We start from the raw sequence: 22,257 nt of genomic DNA, 5'->3' as shown, positions 1-22,257 counted from the left end.
CTGTCCGGCGTATAAGGTGCAAAGAAAATAGCGGAGCCTATTAATGGCGGTATCAAGCACGATCGGAAAACGGATCGGAAAAATTATCGTATGGCTGTTGGCGATCGTCGTGATTCTGATCGCCGCGCTGACAGTTTTCATCCTGACGTTCGACTGGAACCGGGCGAGACCCTATGTCAACGACAAGGTCACGCAGGCTATCGGCCGGCCGTTCGCCATCAACGGCGATCTGAAGGTCAGCTGGCAGCATCCGGTGGGCGAGACCGGATGGCGGGGCTGGGTGCCCTGGCCGCGCTTTTCGGCAGCCACTATCACGGTGGGCAACCCCGAGTGGACGAAACAGCCGCAATTCGCCACGCTCGACGAGATCGACTTCCAGATCAAGGTGCTGCCGCTGCTGGCGCACGACATCGTGATTCCGTCGATTGGTCTGGTGAACCCCTCAGTCGATCTGGAACGCCTCGTCGACGGACGCAATAACTGGACCTTCAAGCTGGCGTCATCCAGCGGACCTTCGGAATGGAGGCTCGATCTGCACGACATCGCCTTCGCCAAGGGGGCGATCGCACTGTCCGACCAGCAGAGCAAGGTCGATTTGCAGATGGCCGTCGATACGCTCGGCCAGCCGATTCCGATTGGCGAGGCGATGAAGCAGCAGGAAGAGGCGTCGCGCAGCGCATCGGCGCAAGCGATCGGCAAGGCGGGTGCGAACAGGCTGGCTGAGCAGGCGAACGCGCAGGCGGCGTCGGAGGCTGCGGCGGCATCGGCGGCAAGCGAGGGCGGGAGTGAGGCGGCAAGCGGGATGGCAAGCGGGGCGGCGAGCGGGTCGGCAAGCTCGGCAGCAAGCCAGGCCGCGCCAGGTGCCGCAAGCGCTGCAAACACGCCGGCCGGCGTGAAGCGTGAGATGCTGTATGCCATCGGCTGGACTTTGAAGGGCACCTACAACACGACCCCGGTGTCGGGCAGCGGCAAGGTGGGGGGCGTGCTGGCACTGCAGGACGAGAATCGCCCGTTCCCCGTGCAGGCCGACGTGAAAGCGGGCGATCTGCATGTCGGCCTCGTTGGCACGATCACCGATCCGGCGCATCTGGCGGCGCTCGACTTGCGTCTCTGGCTGCAAGGCAACAGCATGGCGCGCCTCTATGCGCTGACCGGCGTGACCTTGCCCGAGACGCCGCCGTATGCGACCGACGGGCGCCTTGTCGGCCAGTTCAACCCCGGCGCCAATGTGTTCACGTATGAAAATTTCACCGGCCGGGTCGGCGGCAGCGACCTGAACGGCTCGCTGACCTATATGGCGCGTGAACCGCGCCCGTTGTTGCAGGGCGAACTGGTGTCGCATCTGCTGCAATTCGCCGATCTGGCGCCGGTGATCGGCGCGGATTCGAAAGCCAGCAAGGCCAAACGGGGCGACGCGACGGCGCAGCCGGCGAGCAAGGTGCTGCCGGTGGAAGAGTTTCGCACCGACCGCTGGCAGGCAATCGATGCCGACGTGAAATTCACCGGCCGGCGCATCGTCAAGGACACGAACCTGCCGATCACCGACCTGTACACCCATGTCGTGATGACCGACGGCGTCCTCTCGCTGGAGCCGTTGAAGTTCGGCGTGGCCGGCGGCTCGCTGGAGTCGAACATTCATCTGGACGGCAGCGCGACGCCGCTCAAGGGCCGAGTGGAGACGTCCGCGCGGCATCTGAAGCTCAAGCAGTTGTTCCCGGACTTCAAGTCGATGCAGAGCGCGCTCGGCGAAATCAACGGCGACGCGGCGTTGAGCGCGACCGGCAATTCGCCCGCGGCGTTGGCGGCGACCTCGAACGGCGAGGTCAAGGCGCTGGTCACTCAGGGCACGGTGAGCCGCCTGCTGATGGAGGCGGCCGGGCTGAACGTGGCGAACGTCGTGTATGAGAAGCTGTTCGCCAATCGCGATGTGAAGATCAACTGCGCGGCCGCCGATTTCGTCGCGACCAATGGCGTGCTCGATTCGCGCGTCTTCGCGCTCGACACGGACGACGCGGTGATCAATATCGACGGTACGGTGAATCTGCGCGACGAGTCCATGAATCTCGGCGTGCATCCGCACACCAAGGGCTTCCGGGTCTTCTCGCTACGCTCGCCGCTTTACGTGAAGGGCACGTTCAAGGATCCGCACGTCGGCGTGGACGCGACCGCGCTGGCGTTGCGAGGCGGTGCGATGATCGGTCTAGGCTTGCTCAATCCGTTCGCGGCGCTGATTCCGCTGATTGCGCCGAGCAACAACCAGCCGCTGCCGTGCACGCAGTTGCTGACCCAGGTTCGTCAGTCGCCGACCGCGCCGCCGCCAGGTGTGAAGCAAGCCCCAAAGGCAGCCGTTTCTCTGGATGGCGCGCCGGTCAACAAGTCGTCGGGGCGTGCTGCGCAGCCGGGCGTGACGGGCGGGAAACCCGCGGCGCCGGCGAATGCGGTGGACTATAAGGGAAGCTGACGTTGCGGGCGGTGCGCGGGCGGGCGCACGCGTGCGACGCCCCCCGACGAACTGTCGGGGTGAGAGCGGCGTTGCAAGGGGGAGTGACTACCTCAGCGAGCGCGGCGTCGCGTCTCCGGCCGCGTCCTGACGGCGAACGCCGCGACGGGCGCCGCCGATGCGGGTCGCGCCGAACTCGGTCAGGATCTTGGCGCGGGCACGGCTCGCAAACACCAGAAAACCGAAGCCGTCGGCCTCATACCAGTAACCGCCGTTCTCGAGCCCGTCAAGCGGCTGCTCCAGTGCATTGGTAATGGATTCGATGCAGCGCCGCCGCAATTCCGCGGCTGCCGGATAGGGCGGCTGCGCTCCGCGCACGCTGCACAGAAGCACGTCGAGTCCGGGCAGCACGTGGGCGTAGAGAACCGGCTCGTCCTGGGCACGAGCGCGCGCTATTTTGGTGTCGAGCTGACCGAACGGCTTGAAATGCCGTAGTACCGCGAGGAACGACTCATCGCCGTCCACCTTCGCGCGTCTACGCTTTTTCGGGAAGGACATAAAAATTCGCCTGAAAAAGAATTGCAAGAAACGCAGCGTCCTCATGCGACAACTCCCGGCTTCGCGCGCCGCACGTCGATCTTTTATAGCATACGACAAGGCTGGATTCACGGTGATTCGACGTTTGCGCCGCACCACCCACTCCCGCACGAATCATGCCGAACCGCCTCGCCGCGCGCTTTCCCTTCCCATCACGTCTGTCTCCATCATAGACGCACGAGGCGCGGAAAAAACATCCCGTATCAATAAAAAAGTCATTTTTATGTGGGCGAGCGCATCTTGCCGCTGCATTGAAATATCTCGCGTTCACGTCGATAATGGCCCGTCCGGCTGCACCACGCCGTGTTCGTCGTTCCGGCCTTGCCGGCGCCTGTCTGCAAGGCGAGGCGCGGGCGGTCCCGCGAACCGCGGCGGCCTGAGTGACCGTTTGCGATCCTTCGGGCGAACATGAAACTTTTCACCAAGGGGCTGCTGCTGATTGCCGTGCCGAGCGTGGTCGAGCTGGCACTACTCGGTGTCGTCTTCGACACCCAGGAGCAGACGGCGCAGGCCGCGCAGTGGGTCACCAACAGCAAGCAGGTTCTCTACCAGTCGTCGGCCATTGTCGATCCGCTGCTGCGTCAGGCGGCACGGATTCGCACGGCGATGGTCATCGGCGATCCGTCGCTGATCGACCGCCATACGGTGTGGGTCGACCTGGGCGACCGTCTGTCGAATCTCGACTCGCTGGTTGCCGACACACCGCAGCAACTCGAGCGTGTGCACAAGATGCAGCGGGCGATCGAAGCCTATCGCGTGCAGGCTGTCGCGATCTCGCAGGCGCTGCACGCGGGCCGCAGCCCGAAGTCGTTTGCCGTGCTGGAAGCCGGCGCGCTGCCGCAGCAGGTCGCCGTGTTTCGCGACGAGCTCGCCGCGTTCGGCGAGGAGGCGTCGCGGCTCGACGCCGAACGCGCGGCGTCGCTCATGCAGCGCCGCGATCGTCAGCAGAATGCGCTGGTCGCCGCGGTGCTCGGCTCGATGCTGATCTGGGGCGCTACCGCGGTGGTGTTCGCACGCAGCATTGGCCGGCGGCTGGAAGTGCTGACCGACAATGCCGAGCGTCTCGGCAGCGGCCGGCCGCTCGCCGCGCCGCTATCGGGCGACGACGAAATCGCCGCGCTCGACGCCGTGCTGCATCAGACGGGCGCTCGCCTGCGCGAGGCGGAAGCCGGGCAGGCCACGCTGAAAGCGAGGCTCGAAGCGCGCGCGCGGGAACTGGCGGGCGTCAATGAGGAGCTGCGTCAGGAAACGCAAGACAATGAAATGTTCATCTACAGCGTGTCGCACGATCTGCGCTCGCCATTGGTGAATCTGCAAGGTTTTTCGAAGGAATTGCAGGTCTCGTGCACCGAGCTGGATAATCTCGTCGAGGCGGCCGGATTGCCGGAGGCCGAACATCGGCGCATGGCGCATATACTCCAGGGCGATGTGCGCGAATCCTTGCAATACTTGCGTATTGCGGTCACGCGGGCCGCGGCGATCATCGACGCGCTGTTGCGGATTTCACGTGCCGGCCGGCTCGAGTATCAATGGCAGCGGGTGAGCGTCGGGCGCGTGGTGGGCCGGGTGATCGACACGCTGCAAGGCGTGATCGGGCAGCGTGCGGCGGTGGTGACCGTGCGCGAGTTGCCCCCCGCCTGGGGCGACCCGGGCGCGATCGAGCAGATTTTCAGCAACCTGATCGGCAACGCGCTGAACTATCTCGATCCGGCTCGCAATGGCCGCATCGAAGTCGGCGCGCTGGATCCGGAACCGGTCGAGGAGACCGAGCCGCGCACGGTGCGCATGCGCACCTATTACGTGCGCGACAACGGCCTGGGCATTCCGGCCGCGTATATGTCGAAGGTGTTCCGGGCGTTTCAGCGCCTGCACGGCGACGCGGCAGCGGGAGACGGGATCGGTCTCGCGGTGGTGCGGCGGGTGGCGGAGCGGCATGGCGGCCGCGTCTGGGTCGAGTCCGCGGAAGGGGCCGGTTCAACGTTTTTTGTGGCGTTGCCGGAACAGCCCACGCGCATTTGAGGCAGCGCAGGCGCAAGCAGAAGCAGCAACGGAAGCGGCACGACAATCACAAGCGGCAAACATAGAAACGTTTAGTACGGAGAGCATATGAGCCACGGGGAGACGGTCAGCATCGTGCTGATCGAAGATGACGACGGCCACGCCACGCTGGTCGAGCGCAATCTGCGCCGTGCCGGCATTTCGAACTGCTTTGTGCGTTTTCGCGACGGCCAGCAGGCACTCGATTATTTTTTCGGCCCGGCGCCGGTTGCCGCGAGCCCCGCTGCCAACGCGCTCCCTGCGCGCGAAAATCTGACGAATTTCGTCGTGCTGCTGGATCTGAAGATGCCGCGCGTGGACGGTTTCGAAGTGTTGCGGCGCCTGAAGGAGTCGCCGCAAACGGCCGCCGTGCCGGTGATCGTCCTGACGACGACCGACGACCCGCGCGAAATCGAGCGGTGCTACGAGCTCGGCTGTAACGTCTATATCACCAAGCCCGTCGAATACGATGCGTTCATCGAAGCCGTGCGCCGCCTCGGTTTTTTCCTGCAGGTGGTCAAGCTGCCGTCCGGGCAGCGGCTGGCCGCGCCGTGACCGAAACTTCGCGTGAAGCAGCCCGAAAGCTGCGCATGACAAGATAGAGCACTCGTTGACTTAGCCTGAGAAGACTCCGCATGACCGAAGACGTGTCCACGCAGCCCGCCGCGTATGTGCTTGTCGTCGATGATGACGAGGGCATCCTGCGGCTCGCACGCAAGTCGCTCGAGCGCGCCGGCTGCCGGGTCGCGATCTGCCCAGGCGTCGAAGCGGCCCGCGACAAGCTCGCCGCCGGCGGCCCCGATCTGCTGGTGCTCGACTACCAGCTGAGCGGTCCGGAGACGGGGCTCGACTTCTTCCGCCATTTGCGCTCGGAAGGCGTGCGCATTCCGGCCATCCTCGTGACCGGGTTCACCGACGAATCACGCGTGATCGAAGCACTGCGCGCGGGCGTGTCCGACGTGGTGCCGAAATCCGGCGATTACCTCGATTACCTTCCGGAAGCCGTCGAGCGGGTGCTGACACAGGTGCGTTTGCAACGGGCGTCGGACGAAGCCTTGCTGCTGCGCGATCGCGAGCAGCACTACCGCACGTTGTCCGAAGCGTTGCCGCACCTCGTGCTGACCTGCAATGCCGCGGGCGATTGCGATTTTCTTTCCAAGCAGTGGTACGACTACACAGGGCTCGCCGAAAGCAGTTCATACGGTCTCGCGTGGCTCGGCGCCGTGCATCCGGACGATCGCGAAGAGATTCGCCGTAGCTGGCTCAAAGCGGTGACGGGCAACGCGGGCGACTACCGGCATGAGCTGCGGATCCGGCGCCACGACGGCGAATACCGCTGGTTCGACGCCCGCGTCGTGCCGATGCGCGACGCCGAAGGCAACGTCAGCAAGTGGTTCGGCAGCTATACGGACATCCATTCGCAACGCGAGGCGAGCGAGGAGCGCGAACGGCTGCTCGCGTCGGAGCAGACCGCGCGGCAGGCCGCGGAGGAAGCCAACCGTGCCAAGGACCGCTTTCTGGCGATGCTGTCGCACGAATTGCGTACCCCTCTCACGCCGGTGCTGGCCGGCGCCAGCGTGCTGGAGATGATCCCCGATCTGCCCGATCAGGTGCGCTCGAGTGTGCGCATGATTCGCCGCAACATCGAACTCGAGGCACGCTTGATCGACGACCTGCTCGATCTCACGCGTGTGGCGAACGGCAAGCTGCGCCTGTCGCTGGAAACCGTCGACGTGCATGACGTGATAGACAGCGTGCTCGACCTCTTTCGCAGCGAGATTCAGGTCAAGCAGCAGGACGTGCACGTTCACAAGGACGCCCTGCATCACTACGTGCTGGCCGACCGCGCGCGGCTGCAACAGATGCTGTGGAACCTGATCCGCAATGCCGCCAAGTTTACGCCGGACGGCGGCCATATTTATGTGCGCACGCGCGACGAACGCATGCACGTGCAGATTTCGGTCGAAGACACGGGTATCGGCATCGAGCCGGAACAGATCGGCAAGCTATTTAACGCGTTCGAGCAGGGCAACCAGAACATGACGCGGCAATTCGGCGGCCTGGGCCTGGGTCTCGCGATCACGAAGGCGCTGACCGACGTGCATGGCGGCACGGTGATCGCGCAAAGCCCCGGCGCGCACTGTGGCGCGACGTTCACGATCACGTTGCCGACGGCCGCGCCGCCGGCGGAAATCTCGCCCGTCGCCGTGCCGGACGAGGTGCGCTCCGGCGGTCTGCTGAATATCCTGCTGATCGAGGACCACGAAGATACGGCCGAGGTGATGGCGCAACTGATTCGCAGCCTCGGGCATGAAGTCACGACCGCGGGCAGGGTGGATGATGCGCTCGCCGCCACCCAGTCGCAGACCTTCGATCTGGTGGTCAGCGACGTCGGCCTGCCCGATGGCACGGGCCTCGATTTCATCAAGGCGTTCCGCGAGCATTCGGATGTCCCCGCGGTCGCATTGAGTGGCTTCGGCACCGACGAAGACGTGCGCCGCTGCCTGAGCGCCGGGTTCACTTCGCATCTGACCAAACCCGTGAACTTCGGGCAACTCGAAACGATGATCGAAGGCGCCGTCAGCAAGAAGGCACAAAAGGACGCTTAAGCGCGCGAGAGTGGAGGCATCTGCCTCGGCGCATGGCGCGGGCGCAATGAAGAAAAGCCTGTTGCGAGGTAATCGCAACAGGCTTTTTTGCTGGAACCGGAAACGTACCGGAAAAACTTAGCGTGGCGCGTTCTTCAGCGAATCGCGGATCTCGCGCAGCAGCAGCACGTCTTCCGGCGTGGCCGGCGGCTCGGCCGGTGCGGCTTCAGCCGGCTTGCGCAGATTGTTGATGAACTTGACCATCAGGAAAATGATGAACGCGAGGATGATGAAGTTGATCAGCACGGTGATGAACGAGCCATAACCGAATACCGCGACGCCTGCCGTCTGCAAATCTTTATACGATTCGGGGCTGCCTTTGAAGCTGGCCGGAATGTCGCCGAGACGAATAAATTTATTGGAGAAATCGAGGCCGCCAGTGGCGACGCCGACAACCGGCATGATCAGGTCTTTAACAATTGAATTGACGATGGTGGAGAATGCGCCGCCGATAATCACACCGACCGCCAGATCCATGACGTTGCCCTTGAGAGCAAATTCTTTAAATTCCTTAACCATGCTCATAGAGAATCCTCCTGATTGTCGATTGCCGAATCATACCAACCTCAGAAAGATAGACTAGTGTTTTGGCGGAATCAAAAAGGAATGGTTTATCTATTGAGGAAACTGCGACTCGCTCTGGCGTGCGCGCTCGATATGCGCGGCAAAACTGACCGGGTCGGTATTGGTGCCGCACAGCAGGACACCCACGCGCTTGCCTTGCAACTGTTCGCGCAGCGGGCCGAGCAGTGCGGCGGTGGCCGCGGCGGACGCCGGCTCGACGGCGAGCTTCAGTTGTTCGAAGAGAATCAGCATGGCCGCGCGCAACTGGTCGTCGGACACCGTGACGAGCTGGTCGATATGGCGGCGGCATAGCTCGTAGCTGTATTCCTCGGTGTGCGGCGACATGAGCGAATCGGCAATGCCGTGCATCTTGCCCATCTTGACGGTGTGATTGGCGGCGAAACTCTTGCCCATCACGTCCGCGCCTTCAGGTTCCACACCGTACACATGTACGCGCGGATTCGCGAGCCGCATGGCGGTCGCGACACCGGCGGCCAGTCCGCCACCCCCGATCGGCACGACCACCGCCTCGAGGTCAGGTGTTTGCGTCACCCACTCGTAGCCGAGCGTGGCCGAGCCCAGCACCGTGCGATAGCCGTTGAACGGATGCACGAAATAGCGTCCCTCTTCGGCCTCGATCCGGCGCACGAGTTCGAACGCTTCCGCAATGTCTTCCGCGAAGACGATCTCGGCGCGATATTGGCGGCACAGCGCGACGCGTGCCGGGTTGGCCGCGCGAAACAGCACGACCTTGGCGCCGATGCCGAGGCGCATGGCCGCATACGCGATGGCCACCGCGTGATTGCCGCCCGACACGCAGGTGACGCCGGCGCTGCGCTGTGCTTCATCCAGCGCGAGCAGGTTGGTGAACGCGCCACGCGCCTTGAAACTGCCGCCCGCCTGCAGCAGTTCGAACTTGAAGTTCACCACAGTGCCCTGCAGCGATGAAAAATCGAGCCGGTCGAACACCGGCGTTCGCGTGACCCACGGCGTCAGCGCGAAGTGCTGCGTGGCGATGTCGTCGAGCGTGGGAATCGGCTCGCCGTCGATCGTGTGGTCAGTGTGCTGCGGCGTGGCGGTTGACATGGCGTATGCGGGCAAAGGTCGATAGGTATAAGACTCTTTTTTCGCGGGCCGGTTTCAGTGCGCGTCTGCGACCGACATGCTGCGAATGAATTTCTGCAGGAAATGCTCGCATGCCACCAACTGTTCCAGTGCGACGAATTCGTTGGCTTTGTGCGCCTGCTGGATATCGCCAGGGCCGCACACGATGCTCGGAATGCCCGCCAGCGAGAAGAGCCCGGCTTCCGTGCCGTAGGCGACCTTGCGCTTGTCCTGATCGGCCGTGAGGGCGCGCACGAGTTGCGTGATCGCCGCTTGTTCAGACGAATCGAGCCCAGGCGCCGCGGCGATTTTCGTGATTTCGATCGCCGCCGAAGGGTGCTCACGCAGCATTATCGGCAGCAGCGTTTCGCGTGCGTATTGGTCGATGCGCGCGAAAATCGGCTCGGGGTCGAGCGTGGGCAGATTGCGGAATTCGAACTGGAACTTGCACTCGGCCGGCACGGTATTGATCGCATTGCCGCCGACGATCGTGCTGGTTTGCGCGGTGGTGAAGGGCACGTCGTACAGTTCGTCGAACGGGCCTTGCGCGCGGAACTGATCGGCCATGTCGCGGATGTAGCAGATCAGGCGCGCGGCGTACTCGATCGCGTTCAAGCCCTTCGGCGTCAGCGACGAATGCGCCGCCTGGCCGCGCACGCAGCACTGGTATGCGTTGATGCCTTTGTGCGCCACGATCGGACGCATGCTGGTCGGCTCGCCGACAATGCAGCCGTCGGGCTTCACGCCGCGTTTCATCAGATCGGTAATCATCAGCGGGGCGCCCGCGCAACCCACTTCCTCGTCGAATGACAACGCCAGGTGAATCGGCTTGGCAAGCTTCGCGCGCTGCATGTCCGGCACGAGCGTGAGCGCCGCGCCGATAAAGCCCTTCATGTCGCAGGTGCCGCGGCCGTACAGCTTGTCGCCGCGAATCTCCGGCTTGAACGGATCGCTGTCCCATTGCTGGCCGTCTACCGGCACGACGTCCGTGTGGCCCGACAGCACGACGCCGCCGTTCGTCTCGCCGTCGTGGGCGGGAATCGTCGCAAACAGGTTGGCCCATTTGCCGCTCGGGTCGTGCGTGAGCGTGGCTTCGATACCGGCGGCGCGCAGTTCGTCGCGCACGGTTTCGATCAGGCCAAGATTCGGATTGCGGCTGACCGTGTCCATCGACACCAGACGGGTGACCCAGGGAAGCGAGGCGGGGGCCGAAGCAGCCGAGGAGGCGGTTGAAGCAGAGGCGGGCGATTGGGCGGACTGTGACGTGGCCTGCGCCGATTCAGCGGCGTGAGACATAACAAGACTCCGGCATGTAAGTCTTTCGATCATACCCAAAAAACATTCACCCGTTTGCTGCGGTGCGTCGTTTCGCACCGCAGCATTAGCGAAAAAACGCCAGACGTAGGCCGTTTTTTCAAGCGTTTCTGCCGCGGCGCGTTTTATCGCATCGCGGCGCCGGCCGCCGTGCCGCGGCTGGGTGAACCGAGGGCGCGCAAGGTTTCCTTGACCGTGGCGACCCGCACCGCGAGATCGGGGCTGCGCGTTTCGATACGCAGCTTGTCCTGGCCCGCGAGCTTGATGTGCTTGTGTTTCTGCACCATCTCGATGATCCGCATCGCGTCGACCGGCGGATTGGGGATGAACTGCAAGCCGATCACCGCCTCGCCCGCATCGATCTTCGAAATGCCCAAAGGCTTCGCTGCGAGCCGCAGACGATGCGTCTCCACGAGCGCATGGGCTTGCGGCGGCAGCTTGCCGAAGCGGTCGATGAGCTCCTCCTGAATGCCGTCGATGGAATCGTTGTGCTCGCAATTAGCCAGACGCTTGTAGAGCGACAGGCGTTCCTGAACGTCGCCGCAATAGTCCGCGGGCAGAATCGCCGGCGCGTGCAGATTGATCTCGGTGGTCGCGGCGCGCGGCGCGGTCAGGTCCGGCTCCTTGCCTTCCTTGAGCGCCCTCACGGCGTCGTTCAGCATGTCCGTATAGAGCTGGAAGCCGATTTCCTGGATCTCGCCCGATTGCTTGTCGCCAAGCACTTCGCCCGTGCCGCGGATTTCCAGATCGTGCATGGCCAGATAGAAGCCGGAACCGAGTTCCTCCATCTGCTGGATCGCCTCGAGCCGGCGCTGCGCCTGCTTGGTGAGTCCTTGCGGATCGTGCACCAGCAGATACGAATAGGCCTGGTGATGCGAGCGGCCGACCCGGCCGCGCAGCTGGTGCAACTGCGCGAGCCCGAATTTGTCAGAGCGATGAATCAGGATCGTGTTCGCGCTCGGCACGTCGATGCCGGTTTCAATAATCGTCGTGCACAGCAGCACGTTGGCGCGTTGCGCGACGAAGTCCCGCATCACGCGTTCGAGTTCGCGCTCGTGCATCTGTCCGTGCGCGACGGCGATTCGCGCTTCGGGCACCAGCGCTTCGAGCATCTGCCGGCGGTTCTCGATCGTCTCCACTTCGTTGTGCAGGAAGTAGACCTGGCCGCCGCGCTTCAACTCGCGCAGCATGGCTTCGCGGATCACGCTGTCTTCCTCGCGGCGCACGAAGGTCTTGATCGCGAGGCGCTTTTGCGGCGCGGTGGCGATCACGGAGAAGTCTCGCAGGCCTTCGAGCGCCATGCCGAGCGTACGCGGAATGGGCGTGGCGGTGAGGGTGAGCACGTCCACTTCGGCGCGCAGCGCCTTCAGCGCCTCTTTCTGGCGCACGCCGAAACGGTGTTCCTCGTCGATGATCACGAGGCCCAGCCGCTTGAACTGCACATCCGACGAGAGCAGCTTGTGCGTGCCGATCACGATATCGACGCTGCCTTCGTTGATCTGCTGGATCGACGCGTTGACTTCCTTGGTCGACTTGAAGCGCGACAGCTCGGCAATCCGCACCGGCCAGTCGGAGAAGCGGTCGGTGAAGGTTTGCGTATGCTGTTCGGCGAGCAGCGTGGTGGGCGAGAGCAGCGCAACCTGCTTGCCGCCCATGACCGCGATGAACGCCGCGCGCAACGCGACTTCCGTCTTGCCGAAGCCGACGTCGCCGCACACGAGGCGGTCCATCGGCTTGCCGCTCGTCATGTCGCCGATCACGGCCGCTATCGCGGCGGCCTGGTCCGGCGTTTCCTCGAAGCCGAAGCTCTCGGCGAACTTCACGTAGTCCTTCGGTTCGAGCGGGAACGCGTGGCCCGAGCGCGCGGCGCGGCGTGCGTAGAGATTCAGCAATTCGGCAGCGGTGTCGCGAATCTGCTGCGCGGCCTTGCGTTTGGCCTTTTCCCACTGACCCGAGCCGAGCGAATGCAGCGGCGCGCTTTCCGGATCGGCGCCGCTATAGCGCGAGATCACGTGCAATTGCGCGACCGGCACATAGAGCTTGCTGTCGCCTGCGTATTCGAGGTGCAGGAACTCGGTCTCGCCTTCGCCGAGGTCCATCGTGACCAGACCCATATAGCGGCCGATCCCGTGCTGCGAATGCACCACCGGATCGGCGACCTTGAGCTCGGACAGATCGCGCACCATCGAATCGACGTTGCTCGCCTGTTCCTGGCGGCGGCGCCCCGTGCGGCGCGCAAGCGGCCCGTAAAGCTCCGTCTCGCTGATGATCGCGATGCCGTCCACCGGGACGGCAAAGCCGTTGGCGAGCGGCGCGACACCCAATGAAAAACGCGCGTCGCCCGTGAGCCAGTCCTGGAAGCTGTCGCTCGATGCCGGTTTCAGATGATTCTCGGCCAGCAGCTGCAACAGCGTCTCGCGCCGGCCGGCCGATTCGGCGGCGAACAGCACGCGATTGGGCGTGGTCTCCAGATACGCGCGCAAGGCCGCGACCGGATCGTCGGCATGGCGGTCGATCGCGAGATTGGGCAGCGGCGTCGACCAGCCGCCGCCCGCGTTGACGGGCAGCGAGAGGCGGGCGAACGGCTTGGCGAGCGTGAAGAAGTCCAGGTCGGACAGGAACAGGCGCTGCGGCTCGAGGATCGGCCGGTCGCGGTCGTGCGACAGGAAGTTGTAGCGCTGCTTCGTGTCGTTGCTGAAACGCCGGATCGCGGCCTCCAGATCGCCGACCAGCGCCAGTTGCGCGCCCTCGGGCAGATAGTGGAACAGCGTGGCCGTGTCGTCGAAGAAAAGCGGCAGATAGTATTCGATGCCCGCGGACGGCACGCCGTTGCCGATGTCTTTATAGATCGACGCGCGGCTCGGGTCGCCCTCGAAGGTCTCGCGCCAGCGGCTGCGGAAAGCGGTGCGCGCGGCTTCATCGAAGGGGAATTCGCGGCCCGGCAGCAGGCGCACGTCCTTGACCGGATAGAGACTGCGCTGCGTGTCCGGGTCGAACGCGCGGATCGAGTCGACCTGGTCGTCGAACAGGTCGATCCGGTAGGGCAAGGGCGAACCCATCGGAAACAGGTCCAGCAGCGAGCCGCGCACGCAGTATTCGCCCGGCCGCACCACCTGGCTCACATGCTCGTAGCCGGCCAGCGTCAGCTGCGCCTTGAGTTTGGCTTCGTCGAGCCGCTCGCCTTGCGAGAAGGAGAACGTGTAGGCCGCGAGGAACGAGGCGGGCGGCATGCGGTAGAGCGCCGTGGTGGCGGGCACCAGCAGGATGTCGCAGCGGCCTTCGCCGAGATCGTGCAGCGTGGCGAGCCGCTCCGAGACCAGATCCTGGTGCGGCGAAAAGGTGTCGTAAGGGAGCGTTTCCCAATCGGGCAGCAGGCGCACGCGCGCGTCGGGCGCGAAAAAGGCGATTTCCTGCGACAGACGCTGTGCATCGACGGCGTTTTCGCAGACCACCGCCAGCAGCGGCACCGACTCGCGGTAGGCGAGATGGTAGCGGGCGATGAGCAGCGCGTCGGACGAGCCGTGCGTGCCGTCGAAGGCGAAACGCTGGCCGGCTTTGACGAGCGCGACGGGCGGGGCGTACTGCGATGATGCGGCGATGTCTGGCATAGAAGAGAAAAGGCGACCTCAGGCTCACACGTGATCGGCAAGTTTACGCGTGTCGGGGCGTGGATGCGAAGGACCTATTATAAAATCCGTCTTTTACTTTGACTTCGCGGCATCCGCACTCGTGACTTCCCGTCTATTTGCCCTGATTCCGTGCGCTGGCACCGGCAGCCGTTCCGGCGCCGTGATGCCCAAACAATATCGCACTGTCGCCGGCCGCGACATGCTGCATTACTCGCTGGCGGCCTTCGACGCCTGCAGCGAGTTTGCCCAGACGCTGCTGGTGATCGCTCCGGACGACCAGCATTACGACGCGCGCCGCTTCGGCGGGCTGCGTTTTGCCGTGCGCCGCTGCGGCGGGCCATCGCGCCAGGCCTCGGTGCTCAACGGCCTGCACGCGCTCGCTGAATTCGGCGCGCACGACGACGACTGGGTGCTGGTGCACGACGCGGCCCGGCCTGGCATCACTCCCGCGCTGATCCGCACGCTGATCGGCGCGCTGAAGGACGACGCGGTGGGCGGCATCATGGCGTTGCCCGTGGCGGACACGCTCAAACGGATCGACGCGAAGTCGACCGACGGCCGGATTGCCCGCACCGAGCCGCGCGACGGCCTGTGGCAGGCACAGACGCCGCAGATGTTCCGCATCGGCATGTTGCGCGAGGCGATTCTGCGCGCCCAGGCCGACGGTCACGACCTGACCGACGAGGCCAGCGCAATCGAGTGGCTGGGTCATGCGCCGAAGCTGGTGCAGGGCAGCTTGCGCAACTTCAAGGTGACGTATCCGGAAGACTTCGATCTGGCCGAGGCGATTCTGTGCCGGCCGGCGGCTTCCTGAGCGACGATTTCAATTATTGGTGAGCGGACTTGAGGGTTTGACGCAAATGGATTTCAGAATTGGGCAAGGATATGACGTGCACGCGCTGGTGCCGGGACGGCCGTTGATTATCGGTGGTGTGACGATTCCTTATGAGCGTGGTTTGCTCGGCCATTCGGATGCGGATGTGTTGTTGCATGCGATTACCGATGCGTTGTTCGGCGCTGCCGCGATGGGGGATATTGGGCGGCATTTCTCGGATACTGATGCGAAATTTGCCGGGGCGGATAGCCGGGTTTTGCTGCGGGAGTGTTTTGCTCGCGTGGGCGCGGCGGGATTCTCCATTGCCAATGTCGACTGCAGCGTCGTGGCGCAGGCGCCTAAGCTGGCGCCGCATATCGAGGGGATGCGGGCTAATATCGCCGCGGATTTGAATCTGCCGGTCGAGCGCGTCAATGTTAAAGCCAAGACTAATGAGAAGCTGGGTTATCTCGGGCGAGGCGAGGGGATCGAGGCTCAGGCTGTCGTGATGTTGATCAAAGGGTGAGGGTAGTTTTTTAATTTCTTGGATTCCATCGAGACCCCCTTTCATGTTGTCGATAAAAAAGCCCGCTGCTCTTTCAAGCTTAGCGGGCTTTTGACGGCACGCCTTAGATCGTCGAGCCGCCAATGGCACGGTTGCTAGGGCAAAGTTCATCCGTTTGCAAGCCGTCCAGAATACGCAGCACTTCTTCCGGATTGCGGCCAACATTCAGGTTATTCACCGAAACGTGCTGGATGATGTTGTCCGGATCGATAATGAAGGTCGCCCGCAGCGCCACGCCGGCTTCCTTGTCGCGCACGCCGAGCTGATCGATCAACTCGCCTTTCACATCGCCGAACGCATAGTGGTTCAGCCTGTTCAGGTCCTTGTTCTCGCGGCGCCACGCCAGCTTCACGAACTCATTGTCGACGCTGCCGCCCATCAGCACTGCGTCGCGCTCTTCGAATTCCTTGACCAGCCTGCCGAACTCGACGATTTCGGTCGGGCACACTAGTGAAAAATCCTTCGGATAGAAATAAATGATTTTCCATTTGCCCGGGAACGAATGCTCCGTGATCTCTTCGAACGCCGAGACACCGTTTTCTTCATGATTGTTGAAGCCCGGCTTGGCAGCAGTGACGGTGAACGCTTCGACTTTATCGCCAACGGTTCTCATGCGAGTGCTCCTTCGGATGTTGAAAAAACAGCATGTCTGAGGTGGCCAGCCCGTCGTAACGAACACGTTATACGTGATTCACTATAGTTCTATTGAACTGTTAAACCAATAGTTTGTGGCTAATGATTGAGGCTGCGATTATTCAGCGTGGCCGACGGCCGCAGCGGGCGGTGCCCGCTGGGCTCAGGCGCCTTTGGCGAGCGGAAACTCGATGGTGACTTCGAGGCCCGGTCCCGGGGAGCGGTTACGCAGGCGCAGCGCGCCGCGATAGCGGCCCACAAGGCGCTGCACGATGGCCATGCCGAGGCCTGTGCCGTTCGCCTGGGTGCGCGCCGAGTTCACACGGTAGAACGGCCGTGTGACAAGCGCCAGTTGGTCTTCTGGAATACCGGGCCCTTCATCGACTACGGATAGTTCGACGCGCGAGTGCGATACCCGCGTCTCCAGAATCACATGCGGAATGCCGTCGTCGTCGCTCAGGCCGTATTTGCGGGCGTTTTCCAGCAGATTGCCCACCACGCGCCGCATGTCGGTCTCGTCGGCCTCGATCACCGCCGATGGCGCGAGCCGGGTGATCAGGCGCATGGTGTCCTCGCCCTGCATGCGCGCGGCCAGTTCTCCCGCGATCACGGAAAGGTCGACGGGTTCCGGCACGCGCTGCACTGGGCGTGCGTAATCGAGGAACCGGCCGATGATCATGTCCATCTGCTCGATATCGTCGACCATCGCGTCTTTGGTGCTCTGGTCGGACGGGCTCATTTCGGTTTCGAGCCGCAGCCGTGCGAGCGGCGTGCGCAGGTCGTGCGAGATGCCCGCGAGCATCAGCGCGCGGTCGGCCTCGAGCTGCTCGAGGTCCTGCACCATCTGGTTGAAACTGCGATTGGTTTCGGCGGCCACGCCCATGCCGCGTTCGGGCAGCGGCTCAGGCGACTGGCCCGCGCCGACCTTGCGCGCGGCCATGGCGAGCCGCGCAAACGGACGGTTCACCAGACTCGTGATGAAGGCCGCGCCGAATAGCGACAGCGCCAGCGCGAACACACCCCAGCCGGCCCACTGCAGACCGGTGGCGTTGTCGAGCTGATCGCGGTCGAGCGCGACCCAGTAATCGTCGTCGTCGATCTTGAAACTGATCCAGACGCCGGGGATGTCGTTCACGCTCTGCGCAATGACCGTGTCGTCGCCGAGACGGCCGCGAATGTCGTGTTCGATCAGCCGGTTCAGCGACTCGTCGGGCTGCAGCTTGTACTTGTCGGTCGTTTCGCGCGGGTACACGCGCACCCCTTCATTGCTTTCCAGATCCTGCAGCAGCGCGCGTCGCAGGTCGGGATCGGAATAGAGGAGAGCGGTGCGTGTGAGCTTGACGATGGCGACGAGCTGCAACGCCACGCGCTGCGCGCGCGGCTCGCGTTCGATCACCCGGAAGCTCTGGAACCAGGCGGCGAGACTGACTGCGATCAGCAGCGCGATCAGCAGAAAAGTACGCCAGAAAAGGCCGCCGAACGCGAGCGTCAGGAGGCGCCGGTCGATCCGCATGGGCCCTTCTTATCTGAATTCAAAGCAGGCAACTGGCTTGCATGGAAGCGGAGTAAGCGCTTGGCGCCCACTCCGGTCGGCCGCAACAAGTTGCATGGGACCGGAGTAAGTGCGATTGCCCCAACTCCGGTCGGCACTTGAGGTGAGAACAAACTCAGGCTGCACCGTCGGGGATGAACACGTAACCCAGCCCCCACACGGTCTGAATGAAGCGCGGGCTGCCCGGATCGGGCTCGATCAGCTTGCGCAGACGCGAAATCTGCACGTCGAGACTGCGGTCGAAAACTTCATACTCGCGGCCGCGTGCGAGTTCCATGAGCTTTTCACGCGACAGCGGCTGGCGCGGATGACGCGCGAACACCTTCAGCACGGAGAACTCGCCCGTGGTGAGCGGAATTTCCTGGCCGGCCTTGGTGAGCGTGCGGGTGGCGAGATTCAATGCAAACTCGCCGAACTCGAATACCTCGGTGGTTTCGGACGGCGCGCCCGGCAACTCCGAAGGCGACTGGCGGCGCAGCACGGCGTGAATCCGCGCGACCAGTTCACGCGGGTTGAATGGTTTGGGCAGATAGTCGTCGGCGCCCATTTCAAGGCCGACAATACGATCCACGTCCTCACCCTTGGCCGTCAGCATGATGATCGGCGTGCGGTCGTTGCTGCCGCGCAGGCGGCGGCAGATCGACAGGCCGTCTTCACCGGGCAGCATCAGGTCGAGCACCAGCAGGTCGAAGCGCTCACGCACCCAGAGCTTGTTCATGGACGGCGCGTTCTCGGCGACGTAGACGTTGAAGCCCTGTTCGCCGAGGTAACGGCGCAGCAGGTCGCGCAAGCGAGGATCGTCGTCGACGACGAGGATTTTCGAAGGGTTTTTGGTTTCCATGGTCGGCATCTTAGCGCGATTAGAAAGGGGTGCGCGTTTGCATCATTTATCGGGTTACAGTCAGTTACAAAATTTACCCGCACTGTGGCATGACGTAAAGCATGGGCGTTTAGACTCCTTTACTGAATGCGGCTGTTCGGTGGATACTTCACTGACTAAAACTCTCGCACCCGGCTTGCTACCGGGGTCTGTATACGCATTTGAGGTAGCCGGTTGCCGCGCCACGAAGGGAACAACATGAAGGGAGGGGTTTGGCCGAATGTGCGCCTAAGCGTATTTGCCCTGGCGCTAGCCGGCACGCTTGCAGGCTCACTGGGACCAACGCCCGCCCATGCCCAGCCTTCGGCCGACAGAGCTGCGAGTGAACGCGTGCCCAAGCCGGGCAAAATCAACCGGCACAACCCGACTACCGACCGCCCTGCATCCGATGTGATGCTGCGCACCGCGGTTCCTCCCGATCTCGATCAACGCCGCCGCGACGGACACATGACGCCCGACGAAAGGCGGCTGCTGCGTCAGCATATTGAAGACGCCGTCCGCGAGCTCTATAAACGGTAGCTTTTTTCGTGCCCGCCGCCGGCACGTCACTTCACGGGCCCCACTCAGCGGTGCCGCGTGAAAAAATTCGTTGCACTTCCCCCGTCAACTTTCCCGTCCAGTCTGCCGTTGAGCCGTCAAAGCGACGTGCCGCATGCGCGCGCTCCCTGGGCGAATGCCTTTTCCATGACGTCCTGCCAAGCCGGATGACAGACGATGAAATTGCTCACACGTGGTAATCGCGGTAGTTGGGTCGTTGTGTCGGCAACCGCGCTGGCAGCGGCGATATGCGCTTCGCCGGCCGCGGCCGAGCAACCGGCCGCCTCTCATGCCCAGCCGGCGAGGCACCGTGCGCCGGTGGCTGCCGCGAGCGCGGCGTCGGAAAGTGAACAGACCATCCTCGATGCCGACGATGCGCGCTTCTTCCTCACGCGCGTCGGCTTTGCGCCGGACAGCGCCGAACTGGCGCAATACGTCGGCCTCACGCGCGAGCAGGCCGTCGACCGCGTGCTCGCCGCCGCCCGGACCGAAGCCGTCACGCCCTTGCCCGACTGGGTGCTCGAACCGATCCCGACGCGCGACACTCGCAAGGCCTGGAGCGACGAACAGCGTCGTGACGAGCAACGGCAACGTGGTCAGCGTTACGAAATATTACGCACCTGGTGGGTGCGCGAGATGTTGAACACGCCGTCGCCGCTCACCGAACGCATGACGCTGTTCTGGCATAACCACTTCACGTCGGGCCAGGACAAGGTGCCGTATCCGCAGCAGATGGCGCTGCAAAACATGCTGTTGCGCCGGGACGCACTTGGCAACTTCGGCGAGCTGCTGCACGACGTCGCGAAAGATCCCGCGATGCTGCAGTACCTCGATGGCGCGAGCAATCGCAAGGGCAAGCCCAACGAGAATTTCGCCCGGGAAGTGATGGAGCTGTTCACGCTCGGTGAAGGGCATTACACCCAGCGCGATGTATCGGAGGCGGCGCGTGCGTACACGGGATGGAGTCTCGATCCTGACACGCAGTCCTATGTCTGGCGCGCCAACCAGCACGACGACGGCGTGAAGACCGTACTTGGCGAAACGGGCCCGTTCGACGGCGATCAGGTGCTCGACATCCTGCTCGCGCGGCCGGAAACGGCCACCTTCATCACCACCAAGCTGTGGCGCGAATTCGTCTCGGATACGCCGGACCCGTCGCGCGTCGCACCGATCGCCGCGCAGTTCCGCGCGAGCCACTACGACATCAAGGTCGCGCTGCGCGGCCTGTTTCTCGCCGACGCATTCTGGGACGACGCCAATCGCGGCGTCCTCGTCAAGTCGCCGGTGGACTTCGTGGTCGGCACGCTGCGCGAATTCGATATCGGCTACGACAACACTGCGCCGTTTGCCGCGGAAGTCCGCACGCTCGGCGAGAACCTGTTCTATCCGCCGAACGTCAAAGGATGGCCGGGCGGGACGACATGGATCAACAGTTCCACGCTGCTGGCGCGCAAGCAATTCCTCGAGCAGCTGTTTCGCGCGACCGAGGCAGCCGGTCCGAGGCGCACGAGCAATCCGGCGAGCGCGAAGCTTGCGGCAAGCGGCGCCATGCCCGGTATGCAGGTGACTCCGCCGATGCAATCGGCCATGGCGCACGTCGCGCAAGGCGGCAAAGGTGGCGTACGCTTTGACGTCGACACCTGGCTCGCGCATTACAACACCGCGCCGACGGCGAAGCCGGGCTTGTCGGCTGAGTTGCAGCTGCAGCACGCGGTGTTGCCGCTCACGCCGGTGGACGCGATCGACACCGGTTCGACCGCGAGCGCCTATCTTCAAGCATTGTTGATGGACCCGGCTTACCAGTTGAAGTAAATAATTGAAATGGGCTCGGGCGGCCGACAATTCAAACAAGCGTGTCCCAGGGCTGGGACGTGACCCACGCGGTGACAAGCGAACGAGGTGCAGGATGAAACGACGCAGCTTTCTTTCGATGGGCGCAGCCGCGAGCGCGACGCTCTGGCTGCCTCGAGCCTTCGGTGCGCAGCTCCCGGCGCCAGGCGGGATGCCCGCACACGGCTACGACAACCTGCTGATCCTCGTCGAACTCAAGGGCGGCAACGACGGTTTGAATACTGTGATTCCGTATGCCGATCCCACCTATTACCAGCTGCGCAAGAACATCGGCATCAAACGCGAGCAGGTGATTCAACTCGACGAGCAGAGTGCGTTGCATCCTTCTTTGCAAGCGCTCATGCCGATGTGGCATGACCAGCAACTGGCGATCGTGCAGGGCGTGAGCTACGCGCAGCCAAACCTCTCGCATTTCCGCTCGATCGAGATCTGGGACACGGCGTCGCGCTCCGACCAGTATCTGCGCGAAGGATGGCTCACGCGCGCCTTTGCGCAGACGCCGGTGCCCGCAGGCTTTGCCGCCGACGGCGTGGTGATCGGCAGCGCCGAGATTGGACCGCTCGCGAACGGCGCGCGTGCGATCGCGCTGGTCAACCCGGCGCAGTTCGTCAAGGCATCGCGTCTTGTCACGCCGGTGTCGCTGCACGAACGCAATCCCGAACTGGCGCATATTCTCGACGTCGAGAACGACATTGTGAAAGCGGCCGACCGTCTGCGTCCCACGCAAGCTCAGATGCAGTTGAAGACGGCGTTTCCTGGCGGCGCGTTCGGCAGTTCGATCAAGACGGCGATGCAGGTTCTCGCCGCCGGCGACGCGCCGCAAGGCCAGCCGAAGCGCGGGCAGGGTGTCGCGGTGATCCGGCTGACGCTGAACGGTTTCGATACGCATCAGAATCAGCCGGGCCAGCAGGGCGCGTTGCTCAAGCAACTCGCGGAAGGGTTCGCCGCGATGAAGTCGGCGCTCGTCGAACTGGGCCGCTGGGACACGACGCTGGTGATGACGTACGCGGAGTTCGGACGGCGTCCGCGGGAAAATCAGAGCAACGGCACCGATCACGGCACCGTCGCGCCGCATTTCGTGATGGGTGGGCG

At 63.6% G+C, this 22,257-nt stretch carries 17 protein-coding genes; 9 read left to right on the top strand and 8 right to left on the bottom strand.

Going from position 1 to position 22,257, the window contains the following annotated elements; genetic code table 11:
• The first annotated feature begins 43 nt into the window (after positions 1–43).
• Positions 44–2,461 carry an AsmA family protein gene (locus A6V37_RS32055; RefSeq protein ID WP_064286726.1) on the top strand — a complete coding sequence of 806 codons (2,418 nt, stop codon included), beginning with the start codon at positions 44–46 and terminating at the stop codon, positions 2,459–2,461.
• 87 nt (positions 2,462–2,548) lie between these two features.
• Here A6V37_RS32055 and A6V37_RS32050 read toward each other — a convergent pair whose 3' ends face one another.
• On the bottom strand, positions 2,549–3,043 hold the full coding sequence (locus tag A6V37_RS32050; RefSeq protein WP_064267791.1) for a hypothetical protein: 495 nt from the start codon (positions 3,041–3,043) through the stop codon (positions 2,549–2,551).
• 402 nt (positions 3,044–3,445) lie between these two features.
• Here A6V37_RS32050 and A6V37_RS32045 point away from each other — a divergent pair, with 402 nt between their 5' ends.
• From A6V37_RS32045 to A6V37_RS32035, 3 genes are all read left to right on the top strand, one after another.
• Complete coding sequence (locus tag A6V37_RS32045; protein ID WP_064267792.1) at positions 3,446–5,056, top strand: sensor histidine kinase; 1,611 nt, start codon at positions 3,446–3,448, stop codon at positions 5,054–5,056.
• Positions 5,057–5,143: 87 nt separating this feature from the next.
• Complete coding sequence (locus A6V37_RS32040) at positions 5,144–5,629, top strand: response regulator (RefSeq protein WP_064267793.1); 486 nt, start codon at positions 5,144–5,146, stop codon at positions 5,627–5,629.
• An 80-nt stretch (positions 5,630–5,709) separates the two neighbouring features.
• Positions 5,710–7,683, top strand: a complete 1,974-nt coding sequence (locus A6V37_RS32035) for a hybrid sensor histidine kinase/response regulator (protein WP_064267794.1) — start codon at positions 5,710–5,712, stop codon at positions 7,681–7,683.
• A gap of 117 nt (positions 7,684–7,800) precedes the next feature.
• Here A6V37_RS32035 and mscL read toward each other — a convergent pair whose 3' ends face one another.
• The 4 genes from mscL to mfd form a co-directional block, all read right to left on the bottom strand.
• On the bottom strand, positions 7,801–8,247 hold the full coding sequence (gene mscL / locus A6V37_RS32030; protein ID WP_064267795.1) for a large conductance mechanosensitive channel protein MscL: 447 nt from the start codon (positions 8,245–8,247) through the stop codon (positions 7,801–7,803).
• 90 nt (positions 8,248–8,337) lie between these two features.
• Positions 8,338–9,372: a threonine/serine dehydratase family protein gene (locus A6V37_RS32025; RefSeq protein ID WP_064286725.1), complete on the bottom strand. Its 1,035-nt coding sequence runs from the start codon at positions 9,370–9,372 to the stop codon at positions 8,338–8,340.
• Between the two features lie 54 nt (positions 9,373–9,426).
• Positions 9,427–10,686 (bottom strand): acetylornithine deacetylase, encoded by a 1,260-nt coding sequence (gene argE / locus A6V37_RS32020; RefSeq protein ID WP_064267797.1) that lies wholly within the window; start codon positions 10,684–10,686, stop codon positions 9,427–9,429.
• 143 nt (positions 10,687–10,829) lie between these two features.
• Positions 10,830–14,312 carry a transcription-repair coupling factor gene (mfd, locus tag A6V37_RS32015; RefSeq protein ID WP_064286724.1) on the bottom strand — a complete coding sequence of 1,161 codons (3,483 nt, stop codon included), beginning with the start codon at positions 14,310–14,312 and terminating at the stop codon, positions 10,830–10,832.
• A gap of 121 nt (positions 14,313–14,433) precedes the next feature.
• Here mfd and ispD point away from each other — a divergent pair, with 121 nt between their 5' ends.
• Together ispD and ispF are read left to right on the top strand one after the other, a co-directional pair.
• Positions 14,434–15,147, top strand: a complete 714-nt coding sequence (gene ispD / locus A6V37_RS32010; protein WP_064267799.1) for a 2-C-methyl-D-erythritol 4-phosphate cytidylyltransferase — start codon at positions 14,434–14,436, stop codon at positions 15,145–15,147.
• 46 nt (positions 15,148–15,193) lie between these two features.
• On the top strand, positions 15,194–15,673 hold the full coding sequence (gene ispF / locus A6V37_RS32005) for a 2-C-methyl-D-erythritol 2,4-cyclodiphosphate synthase (protein WP_064267800.1): 480 nt from the start codon (positions 15,194–15,196) through the stop codon (positions 15,671–15,673).
• Positions 15,674–15,776: 103 nt separating this feature from the next.
• Here the strand turns inward: ispF and A6V37_RS32000 are convergent, their stop codons facing one another.
• From A6V37_RS32000 to ompR, 3 genes are all read right to left on the bottom strand, one after another.
• Positions 15,777–16,325: a peroxiredoxin gene (locus A6V37_RS32000; protein WP_064267801.1), complete on the bottom strand. Its 549-nt coding sequence runs from the start codon at positions 16,323–16,325 to the stop codon at positions 15,777–15,779.
• A 183-nt stretch (positions 16,326–16,508) separates the two neighbouring features.
• Positions 16,509–17,858 (bottom strand): ATP-binding protein, encoded by a 1,350-nt coding sequence (locus A6V37_RS31995; RefSeq protein ID WP_064286723.1) that lies wholly within the window; start codon positions 17,856–17,858, stop codon positions 16,509–16,511.
• 154 nt (positions 17,859–18,012) lie between these two features.
• On the bottom strand, positions 18,013–18,747 hold the full coding sequence (gene ompR / locus A6V37_RS31990) for an osmolarity response regulator transcription factor OmpR (RefSeq protein WP_006048917.1): 735 nt from the start codon (positions 18,745–18,747) through the stop codon (positions 18,013–18,015).
• A gap of 228 nt (positions 18,748–18,975) precedes the next feature.
• Here ompR and A6V37_RS31985 point away from each other — a divergent pair, with 228 nt between their 5' ends.
• The 3 genes from A6V37_RS31985 to A6V37_RS31975 all read left to right on the top strand — a co-directional run.
• Complete coding sequence (locus tag A6V37_RS31985; protein WP_064267803.1) at positions 18,976–19,296, top strand: hypothetical protein; 321 nt, start codon at positions 18,976–18,978, stop codon at positions 19,294–19,296.
• Positions 19,297–19,491: 195 nt separating this feature from the next.
• Positions 19,492–21,126: a DUF1800 domain-containing protein gene (locus A6V37_RS31980; protein ID WP_082902698.1), complete on the top strand. Its 1,635-nt coding sequence runs from the start codon at positions 19,492–19,494 to the stop codon at positions 21,124–21,126.
• A gap of 94 nt (positions 21,127–21,220) precedes the next feature.
• On the top strand, positions 21,221–22,257 hold a 1,037-nt coding region (locus A6V37_RS31975), incomplete at its 3' end, for a DUF1501 domain-containing protein (RefSeq protein ID WP_064286722.1).

It is taken from the genome of Paraburkholderia ginsengiterrae, assembly GCF_001645125.1.
GTDB classification, from domain to species: Bacteria; Pseudomonadota; Gammaproteobacteria; order Burkholderiales; family Burkholderiaceae; genus Paraburkholderia; species Paraburkholderia ginsengiterrae.
Note: the sequence above shows the minus strand (reverse complement) of the source record. Positions and strands in the feature narration are given on the sequence as shown.